This is a genomic window from Arthrobacter sp. Ld5 (genome assembly GCF_051172775.1).
In the GTDB taxonomy this organism is placed as follows: Bacteria; Actinomycetota; Actinomycetes; order Actinomycetales; family Micrococcaceae; genus Arthrobacter_D.
The window spans coordinates 1-16,096 of sequence record NZ_JBPKBO010000002.1 but is presented as its reverse complement, the minus strand read 5'-3'; the positions used below and the strand labels follow the sequence as shown (position 1 = coordinate 16,096).

Annotated in this window: 18 protein-coding genes; 12 read left to right on the top strand and 6 right to left on the bottom strand. The window is 69.2% G+C overall.

Annotated elements, in window-relative coordinates; genetic code table 11:
- Window positions 1-199: 199 nt before the first annotated feature.
- Genes glyA through ACSGDB_RS00445 form a run of 6 tightly spaced genes read left to right on the top strand, consistent with a single transcriptional unit; the run spans window position 200 to window position 5,236 of the window.
- Entirely contained in the window at window positions 200-1,501 is a 1,302-nt protein-coding gene (glyA, locus tag ACSGDB_RS00470) for a serine hydroxymethyltransferase (RefSeq protein WP_434991938.1), read from the top strand.
- A complete protein-coding gene (locus ACSGDB_RS00465; protein ID WP_434991936.1) occupies window positions 1,495-1,677 on the top strand; it encodes a hypothetical protein in 183 nt (60 codons plus the stop codon). Before glyA ends, ACSGDB_RS00465 begins: the two co-directional genes overlap by 7 nt.
- Window positions 1,655-2,545, top strand: a complete 891-nt coding sequence (locus ACSGDB_RS00460) for a bifunctional methylenetetrahydrofolate dehydrogenase/methenyltetrahydrofolate cyclohydrolase (protein ID WP_434991934.1) — start codon at window positions 1,655-1,657, stop codon at window positions 2,543-2,545. Before ACSGDB_RS00465 ends, ACSGDB_RS00460 begins: the two co-directional genes overlap by 23 nt.
- A gap of 54 nt (window positions 2,546-2,599) precedes the next feature.
- A complete protein-coding gene (locus ACSGDB_RS00455) occupies window positions 2,600-3,541 on the top strand; it encodes an ABC transporter ATP-binding protein (RefSeq protein WP_434991933.1) in 942 nt (313 codons plus the stop codon).
- Window positions 3,534-4,406 (top strand): ABC transporter permease, encoded by an 873-nt coding sequence (locus tag ACSGDB_RS00450; RefSeq protein WP_434991932.1) that lies wholly within the window; start codon window positions 3,534-3,536, stop codon window positions 4,404-4,406. The genes ACSGDB_RS00455 and ACSGDB_RS00450 overlap by 8 nt, the downstream gene beginning before the upstream one ends.
- Window positions 4,403-5,236 (top strand): ABC transporter permease, encoded by an 834-nt coding sequence (locus tag ACSGDB_RS00445; RefSeq protein WP_434991930.1) that lies wholly within the window; start codon window positions 4,403-4,405, stop codon window positions 5,234-5,236. Before ACSGDB_RS00450 ends, ACSGDB_RS00445 begins: the two co-directional genes overlap by 4 nt.
- 8 nt (window positions 5,237-5,244) lie before the next feature.
- Here ACSGDB_RS00445 and ACSGDB_RS00440 read toward each other — a convergent pair whose 3' ends face one another.
- Window positions 5,245-5,955 (bottom strand): class F sortase, encoded by a 711-nt coding sequence (locus ACSGDB_RS00440; RefSeq protein WP_434991929.1) that lies wholly within the window; start codon window positions 5,953-5,955, stop codon window positions 5,245-5,247.
- Window positions 5,956-5,970: 15 nt separating this feature from the next.
- Window positions 5,971-6,750: a hypothetical protein gene (locus ACSGDB_RS00435; protein WP_434991928.1), complete on the bottom strand. Its 780-nt coding sequence runs from the start codon at window positions 6,748-6,750 to the stop codon at window positions 5,971-5,973.
- Between the two features lie 169 nt (window positions 6,751-6,919).
- Between ACSGDB_RS00435 and ACSGDB_RS00430 the strand changes: the two genes are divergently transcribed.
- Genes ACSGDB_RS00430 through ACSGDB_RS00410 form a run of 5 tightly spaced genes read left to right on the top strand, consistent with a single transcriptional unit; the run spans window position 6,920 to window position 10,987 of the window.
- Window positions 6,920-7,420: a hypothetical protein gene (locus ACSGDB_RS00430; protein ID WP_434991927.1), complete on the top strand. Its 501-nt coding sequence runs from the start codon at window positions 6,920-6,922 to the stop codon at window positions 7,418-7,420.
- A gap of 22 nt (window positions 7,421-7,442) precedes the next feature.
- Window positions 7,443-8,276 (top strand): exodeoxyribonuclease III, encoded by an 834-nt coding sequence (locus ACSGDB_RS00425; protein ID WP_434991925.1) that lies wholly within the window; start codon window positions 7,443-7,445, stop codon window positions 8,274-8,276.
- A 16-nt stretch (window positions 8,277-8,292) separates the two neighbouring features.
- On the top strand, window positions 8,293-9,336 hold the full coding sequence (gene trpS, locus ACSGDB_RS00420) for a tryptophan--tRNA ligase (protein ID WP_434991923.1): 1,044 nt from the start codon (window positions 8,293-8,295) through the stop codon (window positions 9,334-9,336).
- A gap of 60 nt (window positions 9,337-9,396) precedes the next feature.
- Entirely contained in the window at window positions 9,397-9,939 is a 543-nt protein-coding gene (locus ACSGDB_RS00415) for a 2'-5' RNA ligase family protein (protein ID WP_434991921.1), read from the top strand.
- On the top strand, window positions 9,899-10,987 hold the full coding sequence (locus tag ACSGDB_RS00410) for a YihY/virulence factor BrkB family protein (protein ID WP_434991920.1): 1,089 nt from the start codon (window positions 9,899-9,901) through the stop codon (window positions 10,985-10,987). Before ACSGDB_RS00415 ends, ACSGDB_RS00410 begins: the two co-directional genes overlap by 41 nt.
- 83 nt (window positions 10,988-11,070) lie before the next feature.
- On the opposite strand, the gene ACSGDB_RS00405 is transcribed toward ACSGDB_RS00410, so the two are convergent.
- The 4 genes from ACSGDB_RS00405 to sdhC form a co-directional block, all read right to left on the bottom strand.
- The gene (locus ACSGDB_RS00405) at window positions 11,071-11,859 is read right to left on the bottom strand and encodes a succinate dehydrogenase iron-sulfur subunit (RefSeq protein WP_434991919.1); all 789 of its coding nucleotides are present in this window, start codon (window positions 11,857-11,859) and stop codon (window positions 11,071-11,073) included.
- Window positions 11,859-13,637, bottom strand: coding sequence for a succinate dehydrogenase flavoprotein subunit (sdhA, locus tag ACSGDB_RS00400; RefSeq protein ID WP_434991917.1), 1,779 nt, complete (start codon window positions 13,635-13,637; stop codon window positions 11,859-11,861). Before sdhA ends, ACSGDB_RS00405 begins: the two co-directional genes overlap by 1 nt.
- A gap of 87 nt (window positions 13,638-13,724) precedes the next feature.
- Window positions 13,725-14,192 (bottom strand): succinate dehydrogenase hydrophobic membrane anchor subunit, encoded by a 468-nt coding sequence (locus tag ACSGDB_RS00395; protein ID WP_434991915.1) that lies wholly within the window; start codon window positions 14,190-14,192, stop codon window positions 13,725-13,727.
- Between the two features lie 6 nt (window positions 14,193-14,198).
- Window positions 14,199-14,582, bottom strand: coding sequence for a succinate dehydrogenase, cytochrome b556 subunit (sdhC, locus tag ACSGDB_RS00390; protein WP_052274151.1), 384 nt, complete (start codon window positions 14,580-14,582; stop codon window positions 14,199-14,201).
- A 231-nt stretch (window positions 14,583-14,813) separates the two neighbouring features.
- On the opposite strand from sdhC, the gene ACSGDB_RS00385 reads away from it, so the two are divergent.
- The gene (locus tag ACSGDB_RS00385) at window positions 14,814-15,968 is read left to right on the top strand and encodes a mannose-1-phosphate guanylyltransferase (protein ID WP_434991914.1); all 1,155 of its coding nucleotides are present in this window, start codon (window positions 14,814-14,816) and stop codon (window positions 15,966-15,968) included.
- Window positions 15,969-16,096 lie beyond the last annotated feature (128 nt).

The following is a 16,096-nucleotide window of genomic DNA, read 5'->3' as shown; positions in this document are numbered from 1 at the left end:
CTGGCGTAGGGTGGGCAACCACCAGGAAGCGGCGGGAGGCCGGGATCCCTCGAGGGGGCAACCGCGCTTCCAGTGCAGACCACGGATCGCACGCCTGGGCCGCGGGTCACGTTCTACGAGCGGCCGGGGCGCGGACTGTGGTCCGGCCCCGCCCGCGACTCACGCTGACCCCTTGCGAGACCCAGAGAAGGATCGACCGATGACCACTTCGCCCATGGCTCCCTCCCACGCCGACTCCGTCACCAACGCTCCCCTGTCCGAGGTGGACCCGGAGATCGCCGCCGTCCTCCGGGACGAGCTGGCACGGCAGCGGGACACCCTCGAGATGATCGCCTCGGAGAACTTCGCCCCGCGCGCGGTGCTCGAGGCCCAGGGCAGCGTGCTCACCAACAAGTACGCGGAGGGCTACCCCGGGCGCCGCTACTACGGCGGCTGCGAGCACGTCGACGTCGCCGAGAACCTCGCGATCGAACGGGTCAAGGCGCTGTTCGGTGCCGAGTTCGCGAACGTCCAGCCGCACTCCGGCGCGCAGGCCAATGCGGCGGCGCTCTCGGCCATGATCAAGCCCGGCGACAAGATCATGGGGCTCTCCCTCGCGCACGGCGGCCACCTCACGCACGGCATGAAGCTCAACTTCTCGGGCAAGCTCTACGAGGTCGCGGCCTACGGCGTGGAGGAGGACACCCACCGCCTGGACATGGAGCGCGTCCGGGAGCAGGCGCTCGCCGCGAAGCCGCAGGTCATCATCGCCGGCTGGTCGGCCTACCCCCGCCAGCTGGACTTCGCGGCGTTCCGCGCCATCGCCGACGAGGTCGGCGCCCTGCTCTGGACCGACATGGCGCACTTCGCCGGCCTGGTCGCCGCCGGGGTCCACCCCAGCCCCGTCCCGCACTCCGACGTCGTCACCTCCACCGTCCACAAGACCCTCGCGGGCCCGCGCTCCGGCGTGATCCTCGCCAAGCAGGAATGGGCCAAGAAGCTCAACTCGAACGTCTTCCCCGGGCAGCAGGGCGGCCCGCTCATGCACGTCATCGCGGGCAAGGCCACGGCCTTCAAGATCGCCGGATCGGCCGAGTTCCGGGAGCGCCAGGAGCGCGTCCTCGAGGGTGCACGCCTCATCGCCGAGCGCCTCACGGCCCCGGACGTCACCGAGCACGGCGTCTCGGTCCTCACGGGCGGCACCGACGTCCACCTCGTCCTCGTGGACCTGCGGAACTCGTCGCTCGACGGCCAGCAGGCAGAGGACGTGCTGCACTCGGTGGGGATCACCGTCAACCGCAACGCCGTGCCGTTCGATCCCCGCCCGCCGATGGTCACCTCCGGCCTCCGGATCGGGACGCCGGCACTCGCGACCCGCGGGTTCGGTGCCACCGAGTTCACGGAGGTGGGCGAGATCATCGCGGCGGCGCTCAAGCCCTCGCCCGACGTCGACGCCCTGCGCGCCCGCGTGTCCGCCCTCGCCGCCGACTTCCCGCTGTACCCGGGCCAGGAGGAGTGGTAGATCCGTTCCCGCCCGGGGCCCTCACCTCGCGGGCCGCGGCGTCGACGGACTTCGACATCCCCACGGAGGAATGCTGCTTCACCGGCTGCTGCGACCGCGGCAAGGCGTTCCTCCTCGAGCAACTGGACGCGCACGACGACAAGGACCTCTCCCATGACCAACGCCCGCATCCTTGACGGCAAGGCCACCGCCGCCCGCATCAAGGAGGAACTCGCCGAGCGCGTGAGCGCCCTCCGGGAGCGGGGGGTGACCCCCGGCCTCGGCACGGTGCTCGTCGGGGACGACCCCGGCAGCCACTCCTACGTGGCGGGCAAGCACCGCGACTGCGCCCAGGTGGGCATCACGTCGGTGCGCCGCGACCTCCCGGCGACCGTCACCCAGGCGGAACTCGAGGCGGTCCTCGACGAGCTGAACGACGACGACGCCACCACCGGCTACATCGTGCAGCTCCCGCTGCCCGCGCACATCGACACCAACGCGATCCTCGAACGGATCGACCCGGCGAAGGATGCCGACGGACTGCACCCGATGAACCTCGGCCGGCTCGTCCTCAACGTGAACGCCGCGATGGACTCGCCGCTGCCGTGCACCCCGCACGGGATCGTCGAGCTCCTCCTCCGGCACGACGTCGCCCTCAAGGGCCTGGACGTGCTGGTCGTGGGACGCGGCGTCACGGTCGGCCGTCCGCTCGGGCTGCTCCTGACGCGCAAGCAGATCAATGCGACCGTCACCCTGGCCCACACCGGGACCGTCGACCTGGCCGGGCACCTCGGCCGCGCCGACGTCGTCGTGGCGGCTGCCGGGATCCCGCACATGATCACCGCGGACCAGCTCAAGCCCGGCGCGATCGTCCTCGACGTGGGCGTGAGCCGCGTCGAGGACGAGGAGACCGGCAAGGCGAAGCTCACCGGCGACGTCGACCCCGCCGCGGCGTCCGTGGCCGGCTGGCTCTCGCCGAACCCTGGGGGAGTGGGGCCCATGACCCGGGCGATGCTGCTGACGAACGTCGTCGAGGCCGCGGAACGCCGGGCCGCCCAGCAGTAGACACGCGGGTGCCCACCGGCTCGCGGCGAGGGGGTTCTCGCCTAGGCTGGGCGGGTGCACACCCACCTCGCAGGACCACCCGTCATCTCCGCGCAGCAGCTCAGCAAGCACTACGGCGAGTTCAAAGCGGTCGACGGCATCTCCTTCGAGGTCCCGGCGGGCGAGTCCTTCGGACTGCTCGGCCCGAACGGTGCCGGGAAGTCGACCACGATGCGCATGATCGGCGGGGTCTCGCAGCGGACCTCGGGCCGGCTCACCATCATGGGCCTCGACCCCGAGGACCACGGGCCCGAGGTACGCGCACACCTCGGGGTCGTGCCGCAGCAGGACAACCTCGACGAGGAACTCAAGGTCCGCGACAACCTCATCGTCTACGGCCGCTACTTCGGCCTCCCGATGAGCTACCTCAGGCCGAAGGCCGACGAACTGCTGGAGTTCGCCCAGCTCACCGACAAGGCCGGAGCGAAGGTCGACGCGCTGTCGGGCGGCATGAAACGACGCCTGACGATCGCGCGCTCGCTCATCAACGAGCCGAAGATCCTCCTGCTGGACGAACCCACCACCGGCCTGGACCCGCAGGCGCGGCACATCCTCTGGGACAGGCTGTTCCGGCTCAAGGAGTCCGGCGTGACCCTCATCCTCACCACGCACTACATGGACGAGGCGGAGCAGCTCTGCGACCGGCTCGTGGTCGTGGACAAGGGCCGGATCATGGCCGAGGGGTCCCCCGCGCAGCTCATCCGGGAGCACTCCACGCGGGAGGTGCTCGAACTGCGGTTCGGCTCGGAGCGCAACACCACGGTGGCGGGCGAACTGCAGGGCATCGGGGAACGCCTCGAGCCGCTGCCGGACCGCGTGCTGATCTACGCGCAGGACGGCGAGGCCGCGCTGGAGCAGGTCACCTCCCGGGGGCTGAAGCCCCTCACGTCCCTCGTCCGGCGGTCCTCCCTGGAGGACGTCTTCCTGCGCCTGACCGGGAGGAGTCTCGTTGAGTGAGCGGGAGCCCGCCGTCCGGGAAGCCCCCGGGGGCCCTCCGTACCGCCTCCACGCCCATGCGCCGGAGGTCTCCGCGCGCCGCGCGCGGTCCTTCGGATCCTGGTACTACGCCGAGCACGTGCTCCGCTCCATGCAGGGCTACCGCTGGACACTGCTCGCCTCCAGCGTCGGCACCCCGGTCATGTACCTCTTCGCGATGGGGGTGGGCCTGGCCACGCTCGTGGACCGGAACTCCGCCGACGCGTTCGGCGGTGTCGGCTATCTCGCCTTCCTCGCACCGGCCCTGCTGGCGTCCGCGACCATCATGACGGCGGCCACCGAGTTCACCTACCCGGTGATGGACGGCTTCAAGTGGCGGCGGGTGTACTACGGACCGCACGCCTCCCCGCTCGGCACCGCCCAGATCGTCAACGGGCACGTCCTCGCGATCACGGCGCGGCTGACCGCGACCACTCTCGTCTACTTCCTCATCGTCGCCGCCTTCGGTGCGTCGCCGTCCGCCACGGGAGCAGCCGTCATCCCCGTCGCCGTGCTCAGCGGACTGGCGTTCGGGCTCCCGCTGATGGCCTACTCGGCGAGCGTCGAGGAGGACAAGGGCCAGTTCGCGCTCGTCATGCGCTTTCTCGTGACGCCCCTGTTCCTCTTCTCCGGGACGTTCTTCCCGCTCGACACCCTGCCGGTCTTCCTGCGGTGGATCGGGTGGATCTCGCCGCTGTGGCACGGGACGGAACTGGGCCGGAGCCTCACCTACGGGTACGCGATCCCGCCCTGGCTCGCCGTGGTCCACGTGCTGTACCTCGTGGTCCTCGCCGTCGTCGGGCTGCGGCTGGCACGCGCCGTCTACGCGAGGAGGCTCGGCCGATGAGCGCCCCGCTCACCGCCGAGGACTACGCGCTGGACGGCTCGCAGCGACCCCTGGCCGCGTTGTACTCGCGCAACGCGAAGGCCGTCATCGCACGCGGGCTCCTCGCGACCCGCAGCAGCAACTGGCTCATCATGGTGTCCGGCTTCTTCGAACCGGTGCTCTACCTCGTCTCCATGGGCGTGGGCCTGGGCGCCCTGGTCGGCACGGTCGAGGGCCCCGACGGCCGGCCGATCAGCTACGCGGCCTACATCGCGCCGGCCCTGCTCGCGGTCTCGGCCATGAACGGGGCCGTCTACGACAGCACATGGAACGTCTTCTTCAAGATGAACTTCGCCAAGCTGTACCAGGGGATGCTCTACACCTCGCTCGGGCCGCTGGACGTCGCGATCGGCGAGATCTTCCTGGCCCTCCTGCGCGGCGCCCTGTACGCGACCGGCTTCACCGCGGTGATGGCACTCATGGGGCTCATGACCACACCGGTGGCCCTGCTCATGATCCCGGCATCCGTGGTGATCGCGTTCGGGTTCGCGTCCTTCGGCATGGGGATCACCAGCTTCATGAGGACCTTCCAGCAGATGGAGTGGATCAACTTCGTGATGCTGCCGATGTTCCTGTTCTCGGCGACCTTCTACCCGCTCAGCGTCTACCCGCAGGGCATCCAGTGGTTCATCCAGGCGCTGCCCCTCTGGCACGGGGTGGAACTGCTGCGCCAGATCAGCGTCGCCTCCTTCACCCCGGCGACGGTCCTCCACCTCTGCTACTTCCTCGTCATGATCGCGGTGGGCCTGCTGCTGACGACCCTGCGCCTGAGGAAACTCTTCCTGCGCTAGATGTACTGCTAGACCACGAGCGTCGCGTAGACGACGTAGTTGTCGTCGAACTCGCCCGTCTCGGGGTTGTAGCCGTCGCACGTGATGAGGCGGAGCTCCGACCCCGGGGTGTTCCCGTACACCTCGAGGGTGGGGAACTCGTCCTTCCCGTACGCCTCGCCGCGCCGGAACTCGAAGACCGCCGTCGTGCCGTCCTCGCGTGTGACGCTCATGCGGTCGCCGGCGGTGAGGGAGCGCAGGTCGGCGAAGACGCCCTTGCCGCCGCCGGTGGCGTTCACATGGCCGAGCAGGACGGCAGGGCCTCGGTCGCCGGGCGTGGGGGACTGGTCGTACCAGCTGGCGGGCGCTCCCGGGCCGTCGGGCGGGACCTCGAGGCTCCGGTTCTCGCGCAGGCCCAGCTTCAGCAGGTCGGTCCGGACCCCGATCGACGCGATCTCGAGGCTGACGGGCGCAGAGGCAGGGAGGACTGCCGGCAGGGAGGGCGTCGCGGCCGGGGCGGGCGACGGCGCGGAGGTGGCGGACGCCGCAGAGGGTGCGGACGACGGCGCCGCTGTCGCGGGTGCATCCGGGGAGACACTCGCGGAGGCGCTCGGGGTTGCGGCGGACGACGTCGGCGCGGCCGCGGGGGCGTCCGCTGATCCACACCCGGCGAGGAGGAAAAGAGCGGCCACCGCCGGGGCGGTGACGCCCCAGCGGTGGCCGGTCACTCTATCGATCATGGTGAGTGATCGTGGTTATGCGTTGTCGGCCGTGCGGCGACGGACGACGTAGGTGCCGCCGGCTGCTGCCGCGAGGACCAGGCCGCCACCGAGGGCGATCATGCCCGCGGTGTTCGTGCCGGTTTCCGTGGCGACGCCGGTGTCGGCTCCACCGGACGGCATGGCGCCCATCTGGCCCTTCACGAGGGTGCCGCACAGGGCGGGCGAGGTGGCGCCGAGGGGGAGCTCGGGGTCGAGATCGCTCGGGGAAGCGAAGACCTCTTCGGAGACGCCGGCGGTCGCGGGATCGAGACCGTGCACGACGACGACGGCGGTGCCGGCCTCGAGGGCGGCCTTGGTGTCGGCGTCGAGGGTGATCTCACGCTGCACGTTGTAGGTGCCGCCCTGGCCACCGAGCGCCAGATTCAGGCCCTCCGCCGGCGTCGTGGCGCCGGAGGTGGTGAGCGTGGTCTTGATGCCGCCGTACAGGCCGGCACCCTCGGTGACGCTGACGATCCCGTCGCCGTTGGCGTCGTCGGCCATCGTGGGGCAGGTGCCCTGCGCGCCGCCGTGGACGTGCTGGACGTGGGGGTAGGGCCCGTCCATGAAGGTCTCGGCAAGGCCCGAGACCTGCAGGTTGACCATCGCGGTGTCGCCGGTCACGTCGACGGTGATGCTGCCGGAACCGGTGGTGCCGTTGAGCTGGCCGAGGGTCGACGAGTAGCTGGCATCAGCGGCCATCGCGGGGGCCCCTGCCATGGCGACGGTGCCGAGTGCGAGGGCGGGTACTGCCAGGAGACGCATCTTCTTGTTCATGGGTGTTCCTCCATAGGACGAATGAAGCGAGCCGGGAGGCGCGCGTGGGGGTAGTTCGGGGTGAGAACCATCACGGATGGGAAAACTGGAAGGAAACTTATCAAAGGCCGAAAGTTCGCCCGCGGTGGAAGCACCCGGAGTGCGGTCGCCGATGCGGGAGAATGATCAGATGCAGTCACTAGGGAGCAATGGGAGGCCTGCGGGCCGGGGTCCGAGCATGCGCATGGGAACGGCCGGGATGGCCGTCATGCTGGTCGTGTTCCTCGTCGCCGTGGTCTTCGCGGCCAACCAGAACGACGTCGTCGGCTGGTTGGTGGTGATCGTCTCCCTCGGCTGGCTCCTTGTGTTCAGCTACGTGGTCTTCAGCCTCCGGGGGGCGGCGCGGAAGGCGACGGCGCGGCTCGAGGCCCAGGGGGTCTTCGGGCCCGGCGGCCAGGGCCCGTCGGGCCAGGGCACGGTCCAGCCCGCAGGGGACAGGACCCGTGACCTCAAGCTCGACCACAGCTTCAAGATCGTCCAGGTGCAGGTAGGGGTGGTCAGGGAGTACCTCGGCACGGACGAGGGCATGGTCGAGCGCGCCCTCGAGACGATCGAGATCACCTCGCACAATGCCCGCTCCATGATGAAGGGGTCGAACGAAGGACCGGTCGAGGGCACCATTGTCGACTGAGCCGCATACCCCGCCGGGTACAGTGGATCGGGTGAGTCCGGTCTCGAATCCCCCTCAGAAACCCTTGCGTGTCGCCTCGGTCAACGTCAACGGGATCCGTGCCGCCTACAAGCGCGGCATGCAGGACTGGCTCGACGGGCGCGACGTCGACATCCTCTGCCTGCAGGAGGTCCGGGCTCCCGACGCCGTGGTCCGCACCCTGCTGGGCGAGGACTGGCACATCCTGCACACCGAGGCCGAGGCCAAGGGGCGCGCCGGGGTGGCCGTCGCCTCGCGTCGGGCGCCGACGGCGACCCGCACGACGATCGGCGATGCGTACTTCGACACGTCCGGCCGCTGGGTGGAAGCCGACTTCGCCGTGGACGGCGGAACCCTGACCGTCGTGAGCGCGTACGTGCACTCCGGCGAGGTGGGCACCCAGAAGCAGGACGACAAGTACCGTTTCCTCGACGCCATGACCGCCCGGTTGCCGCAGTTGCGTGACGGCGCAGACCACGCCGTCGTGATGGGGGATCTCAATGTGGGCCACACCCGGCTCGACATCAGGAACTGGAAGGGCAACCTCAAGAAGGCCGGTTTCCTGCCCGAGGAGCGCGCGTACTTCGACCGTTTCCTCTCGGACGAAAGCGGGTTCGTGGACGTGGCACGTCTGCTCGCGGGCGAGGTGGACGGCCCGTACACCTGGTGGTCCTGGCGCGGGCAGGCGTTCGACAACGACACCGGCTGGCGGATCGACTACCAGCTCGCCACCCCGGCGCTCGCGGGGAGCGCTGTGAGCGCCGTCGTCGACCGGGCGCCGAGCTGGGACACGCGCTTCTCCGACCACGCGCCGCTCGTCGTCGACTACCAGATCTAGAGTCAGGACAGCCTCCATGACACAGCCCACGCCCGCCGCGCACCCGGAACGGCGGCAGCGCATCCTCTCGGGCATGCAGCCCTCTGCGGGGTCGCTGCACCTCGGCAACTACCTTGGTGCCCTCGTGCAGTGGGTACGCCTGCAGGAGACCTACGACGCCGTCTTCTTCATCCCCGACCTGCACGCGATCACAGTGCCGCAGGACGCCAAGGAACTGGCGCACCGCACCCGGCTGACCGCCGCCCAGTACATCGCCGGCGGCGTGGACCCGGACCGGGCGACGCTCTTCGTGCAGTCGCACGTGCCCGAACACGCCCAGCTCGCCTGGGTGCTCAACTGCATCACCGGGTTCGGCGAGGCGTCGCGGATGACGCAGTTCAAGGACAAGGCGTCGAAACAGGGCACGGACGCCGCGAGCGTGGGCCTGTTCACCTACCCGGTCCTCCAGGCCGCGGACATCCTCCTGTACCAGCCCGACGGCGTCCCCGTGGGGGAGGACCAGCGCCAGCACGTGGAGCTCAGCCGCGACCTCGCGCAACGGTTCAACACACGGTTCGGTGAGACCTTCAGGGTGCCGGAGCCCTTCATCCAGAAGGAGTCCGCGAAGATCTACGACCTGCAGAACCCGACGGCGAAGATGTCGAAATCCGCCTCGTCCCCGGCAGGCCTGGTCAACCTCCTCGACGACCCGAAGGTGACCGCCAAGCGCATCCGGTCCGCCGTCACCGACGCGGGGACCGAGATCCGCTTCGACCGGGCCGACAAGCCTGGGATCTCCAACCTCCTCGCCATCTACGCCGGCCTGTCCGGGCGGACCGTCGCGGAGCTCGAGGCCGAGTACGAGGGGCGCATGTACGGCCACCTCAAGGTGGATCTCGCGGAGGTGGTGGTGGAGGCACTCGCCCCGGTCCGCAGCCGGGCGGAGGAACTGCTGTCCGATCCCGCCGAACTCGATCGCCTCCTCGCGAAGGGCGCGGCCAAGGCGCGCGCCCTGGCCGCTCCGACCCTCGCCGCGGTCTACGAGCGGGTCGGTTTCCTCCCCGCCGCGGAGTCCTTCTGACCGATGTGCGCCTCGACGATCCGACCCCGCGGAGCTGCGGACGCCACGTCCACCTCCAGCGTGACCGGTAGTTCCGTGGGGATCACCCTCCCGATCCCCGAGCCCCTCGCCGGGACCCTCGAGTTGTGGCGGGCGTCCTTCGGCGACCCGATGGCGGCCGTCGTGCCGCCGCACATCACCCTCATCACGACGACGCCGGCCACGGACTGGGACCGGACCATCGACCACGTGCGCGCGGTGGCCCGCCACCAGGCCCCGTTCACGGTGCGGCTGCGCGGCACCGGGTCCTTCCGGCCGGTCTCCCCGGTGGTGTACCTCAGGCTGATGGAGGGGTTCGACGAGTGCGTCGACCTCCACGCGCGGCTGCAGGCAGGGCCGCTCGAACGCGAGCTCGACTTCCCCTTCCATCCGCACGTCACCGTGGCGCACGACGTCTCGGACGCCGGCATGGACGCCGCCCTCGAGGAGCTGGGCACGTTCGAGGCCTCCTTCGACGTGCGATCCATGGGACTCTATGAGCACGTGCCGTCGGGGCTCTGGAAGCTGCGGGAGGAGCTGCACTTTGGTCAAGGCGCTGACACCTCCCAGACCGCCCCAGGGTGAACTGCCCTCCCCGGCGGACCTGCCCGGGCTGAACCGCAGGGTCGCCGAGGCTGCCATTCACCTGGGCCGGCTGAAGCGCTCCGGCGCCGGCGGGATGGAACTCCTCGCCGCCCGGGTCGAGCTCCTCCTGTCACGCATCAACACGGTCCGCGCGGTGCGGGTCTTCCAGCTGTACCTCCGGAGGCGCGGCCCGCTGATGGCCGCGGGTCTCGCGTACCGCCTCTTCTTCGCCATCGCGGCGCTGCTCGTGGTCGCGTTCGCCGCCCTGGGCTTCGTCATCGCCGGGAACGAGGACCTGCAGGACACCGCCGTGGACCTGCTCGACCAGGCCGTCCCCGGGCTGATCGACAGGGGGGAGGGGTCCACGGGTCTCGTGACACCCGATGCCCTGTTCGAGGCCACGAGTGGTCTTGGGTGGACCATCGTCATCTCCGCGGGTGTGATGGTGGTGACCGCCCTGGGGTGGATCGGAGGGATGCGCCAGGCCATGCGGGGGATGTTCGGACTGCCCCCCGCGCTCACGCACCCGGTTCTCCTCCGGGTCAGGGACCTCGCCACCCTCGCGCTGCTCGGGGTGGTGATGCTCGTGACGACGGCGCTCGGCGTGATCGCCACGAACACGCTCGGGGCGCTGCTCTCCTTCCTCGACCTGGCAGCGGCGACGCAGGGGCTGACCCAGGCCGGGGGCTTCGCGATCATGATCCTCCTGGACACCTTCGTCGTCGTGGTCCTGCTCCGCTCGTCCTCGGCCATCAGGATGCCGAAGCGGATCCTCCTGCAGGGGGCACTCACCGCCGGCCTCGGCACCTCGGTGCTCCGGTTCTTCTCCACGCAGATCGTCGGGCTCTTCGGCAACAGTGTGGTCCTGCTGTCGGTCGCCGTCGTCGTCGCCCTGTTCGTCTGGTTCTACCTCCTGAGCCAGGTGTACCTGGTCGCGACGGCCTGGTGCGCCGTGGGGGCGGCGGACGCCGCCGCCGAGTCCGCACGCCTGCACCACGCCAAGGCCGGATCGCTGCGGCAGCGCAGCCGGCGCGGGAACCGCACCTAGCCCCCGGGACGCGGAAGAGGCGGCCCGTCGTGACGGACCGCCTCTTCCACGTGCTGCCGGCCGGGGATGCCCGGCGTCGCGGCTCAGATCTTGCGGCTCAGGATCGCCTGCTTGACCTCGGAGATCGCCTTCGTGACCTGGATGCCGCGCGGGCATGCCTCGGAGCAGTTGAAGGTCGTCCGGCAACGCCAGACCCCCTCCTTATCGTTGAGGATCTCCAGGCGCATGTCCCCGGCGTCGTCCCGCGAGTCGAAGATGAACCGGTGGGCGTTGACGATCGCGGCCGGGCCGAAGTACTGGCCGTCGGTCCAGAACACGGGGCACGAGGACGTGCATGCGGCACACAGGATGCACTTGGTGGTGTCGTCGTAGCGCTCGCGTTCCTCGGAGGACTGCAGGCGCTCCTTGCTCGGCTCGTGGCCCTTGCTGACCAGGAACGGCATGATCTCGCGGTACGACTGGAAGAACGGCTCCATGTCCACGATCAGGTCCTTCTCCACGGGGAGGCCCTTGATGGGCTCCACGAGGATGGGCTTGGAGGTGTCCAGGTCCTTCAGCAGCGTCTTGCAGGCGAGTCGGTTGCGCCCGTTGATCCGCATGGCGTCGGAACCGCACACACCGTGCGCGCAGGAGCGGCGGAAGGACACGGAGCCGTCGTGCTCCCACTTCACCTTGTGCAGGGCGTCCAGCACGCGGTCGGTCCCGTACATGGTGAGCTGCCACTCGTCCCAGTGCGCCTCGTCGGACACCTCGGGGTTGTAGCGGCGGACCTTCAGGGTGATGTCGAACGTGGGGATCTCTCCTCCGCCGCCGACGCCGGGCGCGAGCTCGACCTTGGACGCCGGCTCCTTCTCCATCGTTTCGGTGCTCATCAGTACTTACGCTCCATGGGCTGGTATCGGGTGAAGATCACCGGTTTGGTCTCGAGGCGGACCCCACTGGTCTGGACGGCGCTGGGGTCCTTGTAGGCCATGGAGTGGGTCATGAAGTTCTCGTCGTCCCGCTCCGGGAAGTCCTCCCGGAAGTGGCCTCCGCGCGACTCCCTGCGGTGCAGGGCCGCGGCGGTCATGACCTTCGCCATGTCCAGGAGGAACCCGAGCTCCACGGCCTCCAGGAGGTCCAGGTTGAACCGCTTGCCCTTGTCCTGCACCGTGATGCGCGTGTACCGCTCCTCCAGCGTATCGATCACGCGGAGCGCCTCGAGGAGCGTCTCCTCGGTGCGGAACACCTGGACGTTGGCGTCCATGATGTCCTGCAGTTCCTTGCGGATCAGCGCGACGCGCTCCCCGCCCTCCGAGCTGCGCGCCCGGTTCAGGAGTTCCTCGGTCTCGGCCGTGGGGTTCTCCGGGATGTCGACGAAATCGGCGGTGAGGGCGTACTCGGCGGCGGCGAGCCCGGCCCGCTTGCCGAACACGTTGATGTCGAGCAGCGAGTTGGTGCCGAGGCGGTTCGAACCGTGGACGGAGACGCAGGCGACCTCGCCGGCGGCGTACAGGCCGGGGACCACGGTGTCGTTGTCCGCGAGGACCTCCGCCTTGACGTTCGTCGGGATGCCGCCCATGGCGTAGTGGGCGGTCGGGAAGACCGGCACCGGCTCCGTGTAGGGCTCCACGCCCAGGTAGGTGCGGGCGAACTCGGTGATGTCGGGCAGCTTCGCATCGATGTGCGCCGGCTCCAGGTGCGTCAGGTCGAGGAGGACGTAGTCCTTGTTCGGCCCGGCGCCGCGGCCTTCCCGGACCTCGTTCGCCATGGACCGCGCCACGATGTCACGCGGCGCGAGGTCCTTGATGGTGGGCGCGTAGCGTTCCATGAAGCGCTCGCCCTCCGAGTTGCGGAGGATGGCGCCCTCGCCGCGGGCCGCCTCGGACAGGAGAATGCCGAGGCCTGCGAGACCGGTCGGGTGGAACTGAAAGAACTCCATGTCCTCGAGGGGGATGCCGCGGCGGAACGCGATGCCCATGCCGTCCCCGGTCAGGGTGTGGGCGTTCGAGGTGGTCTTGTAGACCTTGCCGACGCCGCCCGAGGCGAACACGACGGACTTCGCCTGGAAGATGTGCAGTTCGCCCGACGCGAGATCGTAGGAGACGACGCCAGCGACGCGCTTCTCGATGCGCGTCACGCCGTCCACCGTGACCTCCTGGTCGACCATCAGGAGGTCCAGGACGTAGTACTCGTTGTAGAACTCGACGTTGTGCTTGACGCAGTTCTGGTAGAGCGTCTGGAGGATCATGTGCCCGGTGCGGTCGGCCGCGTAGCAGGACCGCCGGACGGGCGCCTTGCCGTGGTCGCGCGTGTGGCCGCCGAAGCGCCTCTGGTCGATGCGGCCCTCGGGCGTGCGGTTGAACGGAAGGCCCATCTTCTCCAGGTCGAGGACCGCCTCGATGGCTTCCTTCGCCATGACCTCGGCGGCGTCCTGGTCGACGAGGTAGTCACCGCCCTTGACGGTGTCGAACGTGTGCCACTCCCAGTTGTCCTCTTCGACGTTGGCGAGGGCCGCACACATGCCGCCCTGCGCGGCTCCGGTGTGCGAGCGGGTGGGGTACAGCTTCGTCAGGACGGCGGTGCGGACCCGCTGGCCGGACTCGATGGCCGCGCGCATTCCCGCGCCGCCTGCTCCGACGATGACGACGTCGTACTTGTGGACCTGCATGCTGGTCGCTCTTTCTGTTGAAACCGTTGTGGGTGCATGAGTGCGCCCGGAGGCCGTCATGCGGGAACTGCCGGTCTGCGGCAGGGACTACGGGGCGGGGCAGTAATCCGCGACGTGGGGTACCCCGTTGATCACGGGGCAGGGGTCGAAGGTGAAGATCACGAGCGTGCCGAGGACCACGATGACCACGGTGGACGTGTAGAGGACACCCTTCAGCCACATGCGCGTGCTGTTCTTCTCGGCATAGTCGTTGATGATCACCCGGATGCCGTTGGTCCCGTGCAGCATGGCCAGCCACAGCATCGTCAGGTCCCAGATCTGCCAGACGGGACTCGCCCACTTCCCGGCGACGAAACCGAAGTCGATACCGCTGATGCCGTCGCCCGCGACGAGGTTCACGTAGAGGTGCACGAAGATCAGCACCACCAGGACCGCCCCCGAGATGCGCATGAACAGCCAGGCGATCATCTCGAAATTGCCGCGCGAGCCGGAGGTACGGGAGTAGCCCGGGGACACCCGGCCGGAGCGGGGGCTTTCAATGGTTGGCGTAGCCATGGGGTACTAACCTCCGAAGACGTGCGAGAGATGGCGGATCGAGAAGGCGATCATGACGACCGCCCAGAGGCCGACGACGCTCCAGAGCATCTGGCGGTGGTACTTGGGACCCTTCTTCCAGAAGTCCACGAGGATCACGCGGATGCCGTTGAAGGCGTGGAAGACGATCGCGGCGACGAGTCCGAGCTCTCCGAGACCCATGATCGGGTTCTTGTAGGAGGCGATGACGGCGTCGTACGCCTCGGGGGAGACCCGCACGAGCGAGGTGTCCAGGACGTGCACGAGGAGGAAGAAGAAAATCACGACCCCGGTGATGCGGTGGGCCACCCAGGACCATTGGCCTTCCCGGCCACGGTAGAGGGTGCCCGTTGGTGACAGTGTCTTCGGCATTGAATTGACCTCCCTGCATCGCGAGGGCGTTAGCGCGATATACGCAGGGATTACGCCGGTGCGACAGCACTCTTCAGATAAGAATAATCTAGGTGGGTGACAATCCCGGTTCAATGTAGGACCCCCTTCCCTGTGACGTTGTTAACACCGGCGACGCCGCGACGTCGGCACCGGTAGCGGCGTTCCCGCGGGAAGGGCGCGGTCGGGCAGGCGTCGGTTACCGTGGAACGGATGAGTACCGAGAGGGCGGCTGCCCACACCCCTGAGACCGATCGCGTCGAGGACACGCTCGCGCGCTTCCACGGCGTGATCCCCGCGGGAGGCACGGGCACGCGCCTGTGGCCGCTCTCGCGGGCGGCCGCACCCAAGTTCCTGCACGACCTCACCGGTTCCGGCAGTACCCTGATCCGCGCCACGTACGACCGCCTGCGCCCGCTCTGCGACGGGCGGATCATGGTGGTCACCGGCATCGTCCACCGGCGCGCGGTGCTCGCCCAGCTCCCCGAGATCGAGGACCTGAACCTCGTCCTCGAGTCGGAGCCCAAGGATTCCGGGGCCGCGATCGGGCTCGCCGCCGCCATCCTGCACCGGAGGGACCCGCGGATCATCATGGGGTCGTTCGCCGCCGACCAGGTGATCGCCCCGGTCGACGTCTTCCAGGACGCGGTCCGCGAGGCCATCCACACGGCCGCCCGCGGCTACATCGTCACCATCGGCATCAAGCCGACCCACGCCTCTACCGGCTTCGGGTACATCCGCGCCGGGGAGCCCCTGGCCGTGGACGGGGCGCCGAGCGCGCACGCCGTCATCGAATTCGTGGAGAAGCCCTCGCAGGACGTCGCCCACGGCTACATCGAGAGCGGCAACTACTCCTGGAACGCCGGCATGTTCGTCGCGCCGGTGGACCTCATGCTCAAGCACCTGTCCGCCAACGAGCCCGAGCTCTACGCCGGCCTGACCGAGATCGCGGAGGCGTGGGACACCCCCCGCCGCGTCGAGGTGGCCCGCCGTGTCTGGCCGACGCTGCCGAAGATCGCCATCGACTACGCCGTCGCCGAGCCCGCCGCCGCCGCGGGCGACGTCGCCATGATCCCCGGCGAGTTCAGCTGGGACGACGTGGGCGACTTCGCGGCCATCGGCCGGCTCAACCCGGCCGAGGAGAACAGCGAACTCACGGTGATGGGGGAGGGAGCGCGCGTCTTCTCCGAGAACGCCTCGGGCATCGTCGTCTCGGACACCAAGCGGGTGATCGCGCTCATCGGGATCGACGACGTCGTCATCGTGGACACCCCCGACGCGCTGCTCGTCACCACCAAGGAGCACGCCCAGGAGGTCAAGACCGCGGTCGAGAGACTCCGCGCCAGTGGCGACACCGACGTGCTCTAGGTGTACTGGGCTGGGACGTTGTTGACGCGGGGGTCTTGAAATGGAGGAGGACCTCCGGGCTAAGTGGAGCTGTCTAGTTCCCACACTTCGTGCTCGGAGGTCCTCGTGTCTCACGTTAACGCCCGCCT

Coding starts and splice junctions, on each gene's coding strand:
- ACSGDB_RS00440 (WP_434991929.1), bottom strand. CDS start 5,955: ATGATCGATAGAGTGACCGGCCACCGCTGGGGCGTCACCGCCCCGGCG.
- trpS (WP_434991923.1), top strand. CDS start 8,293: ATGACACAGCCCACGCCCGCCGCGCACCCGGAACGGCGGCAGCGCATC.
- glyA (WP_434991938.1), top strand. CDS start 200: ATGACCACTTCGCCCATGGCTCCCTCCCACGCCGACTCCGTCACCAAC.
- ACSGDB_RS00445 (WP_434991930.1), top strand. CDS start 4,403: ATGAGCGCCCCGCTCACCGCCGAGGACTACGCGCTGGACGGCTCGCAG.
- ACSGDB_RS00435 (WP_434991928.1), bottom strand. CDS start 6,750: ATGAACAAGAAGATGCGTCTCCTGGCAGTACCCGCCCTCGCACTCGGC.
- ACSGDB_RS00460 (WP_434991934.1), top strand. CDS start 1,655: ATGACCAACGCCCGCATCCTTGACGGCAAGGCCACCGCCGCCCGCATC.
- sdhA (WP_434991917.1), bottom strand. CDS start 13,637: ATGCAGGTCCACAAGTACGACGTCGTCATCGTCGGAGCAGGCGGCGCG.
- ACSGDB_RS00395 (WP_434991915.1), bottom strand. CDS start 14,192: ATGGCTACGCCAACCATTGAAAGCCCCCGCTCCGGCCGGGTGTCCCCG.
- ACSGDB_RS00430 (WP_434991927.1), top strand. CDS start 6,920: ATGCAGTCACTAGGGAGCAATGGGAGGCCTGCGGGCCGGGGTCCGAGC.
- ACSGDB_RS00405 (WP_434991919.1), bottom strand. CDS start 11,859: ATGAGCACCGAAACGATGGAGAAGGAGCCGGCGTCCAAGGTCGAGCTC.
- sdhC (WP_052274151.1), bottom strand. CDS start 14,582: ATGCCGAAGACACTGTCACCAACGGGCACCCTCTACCGTGGCCGGGAA.
- ACSGDB_RS00385 (WP_434991914.1), top strand. CDS start 14,814: ATGAGTACCGAGAGGGCGGCTGCCCACACCCCTGAGACCGATCGCGTC.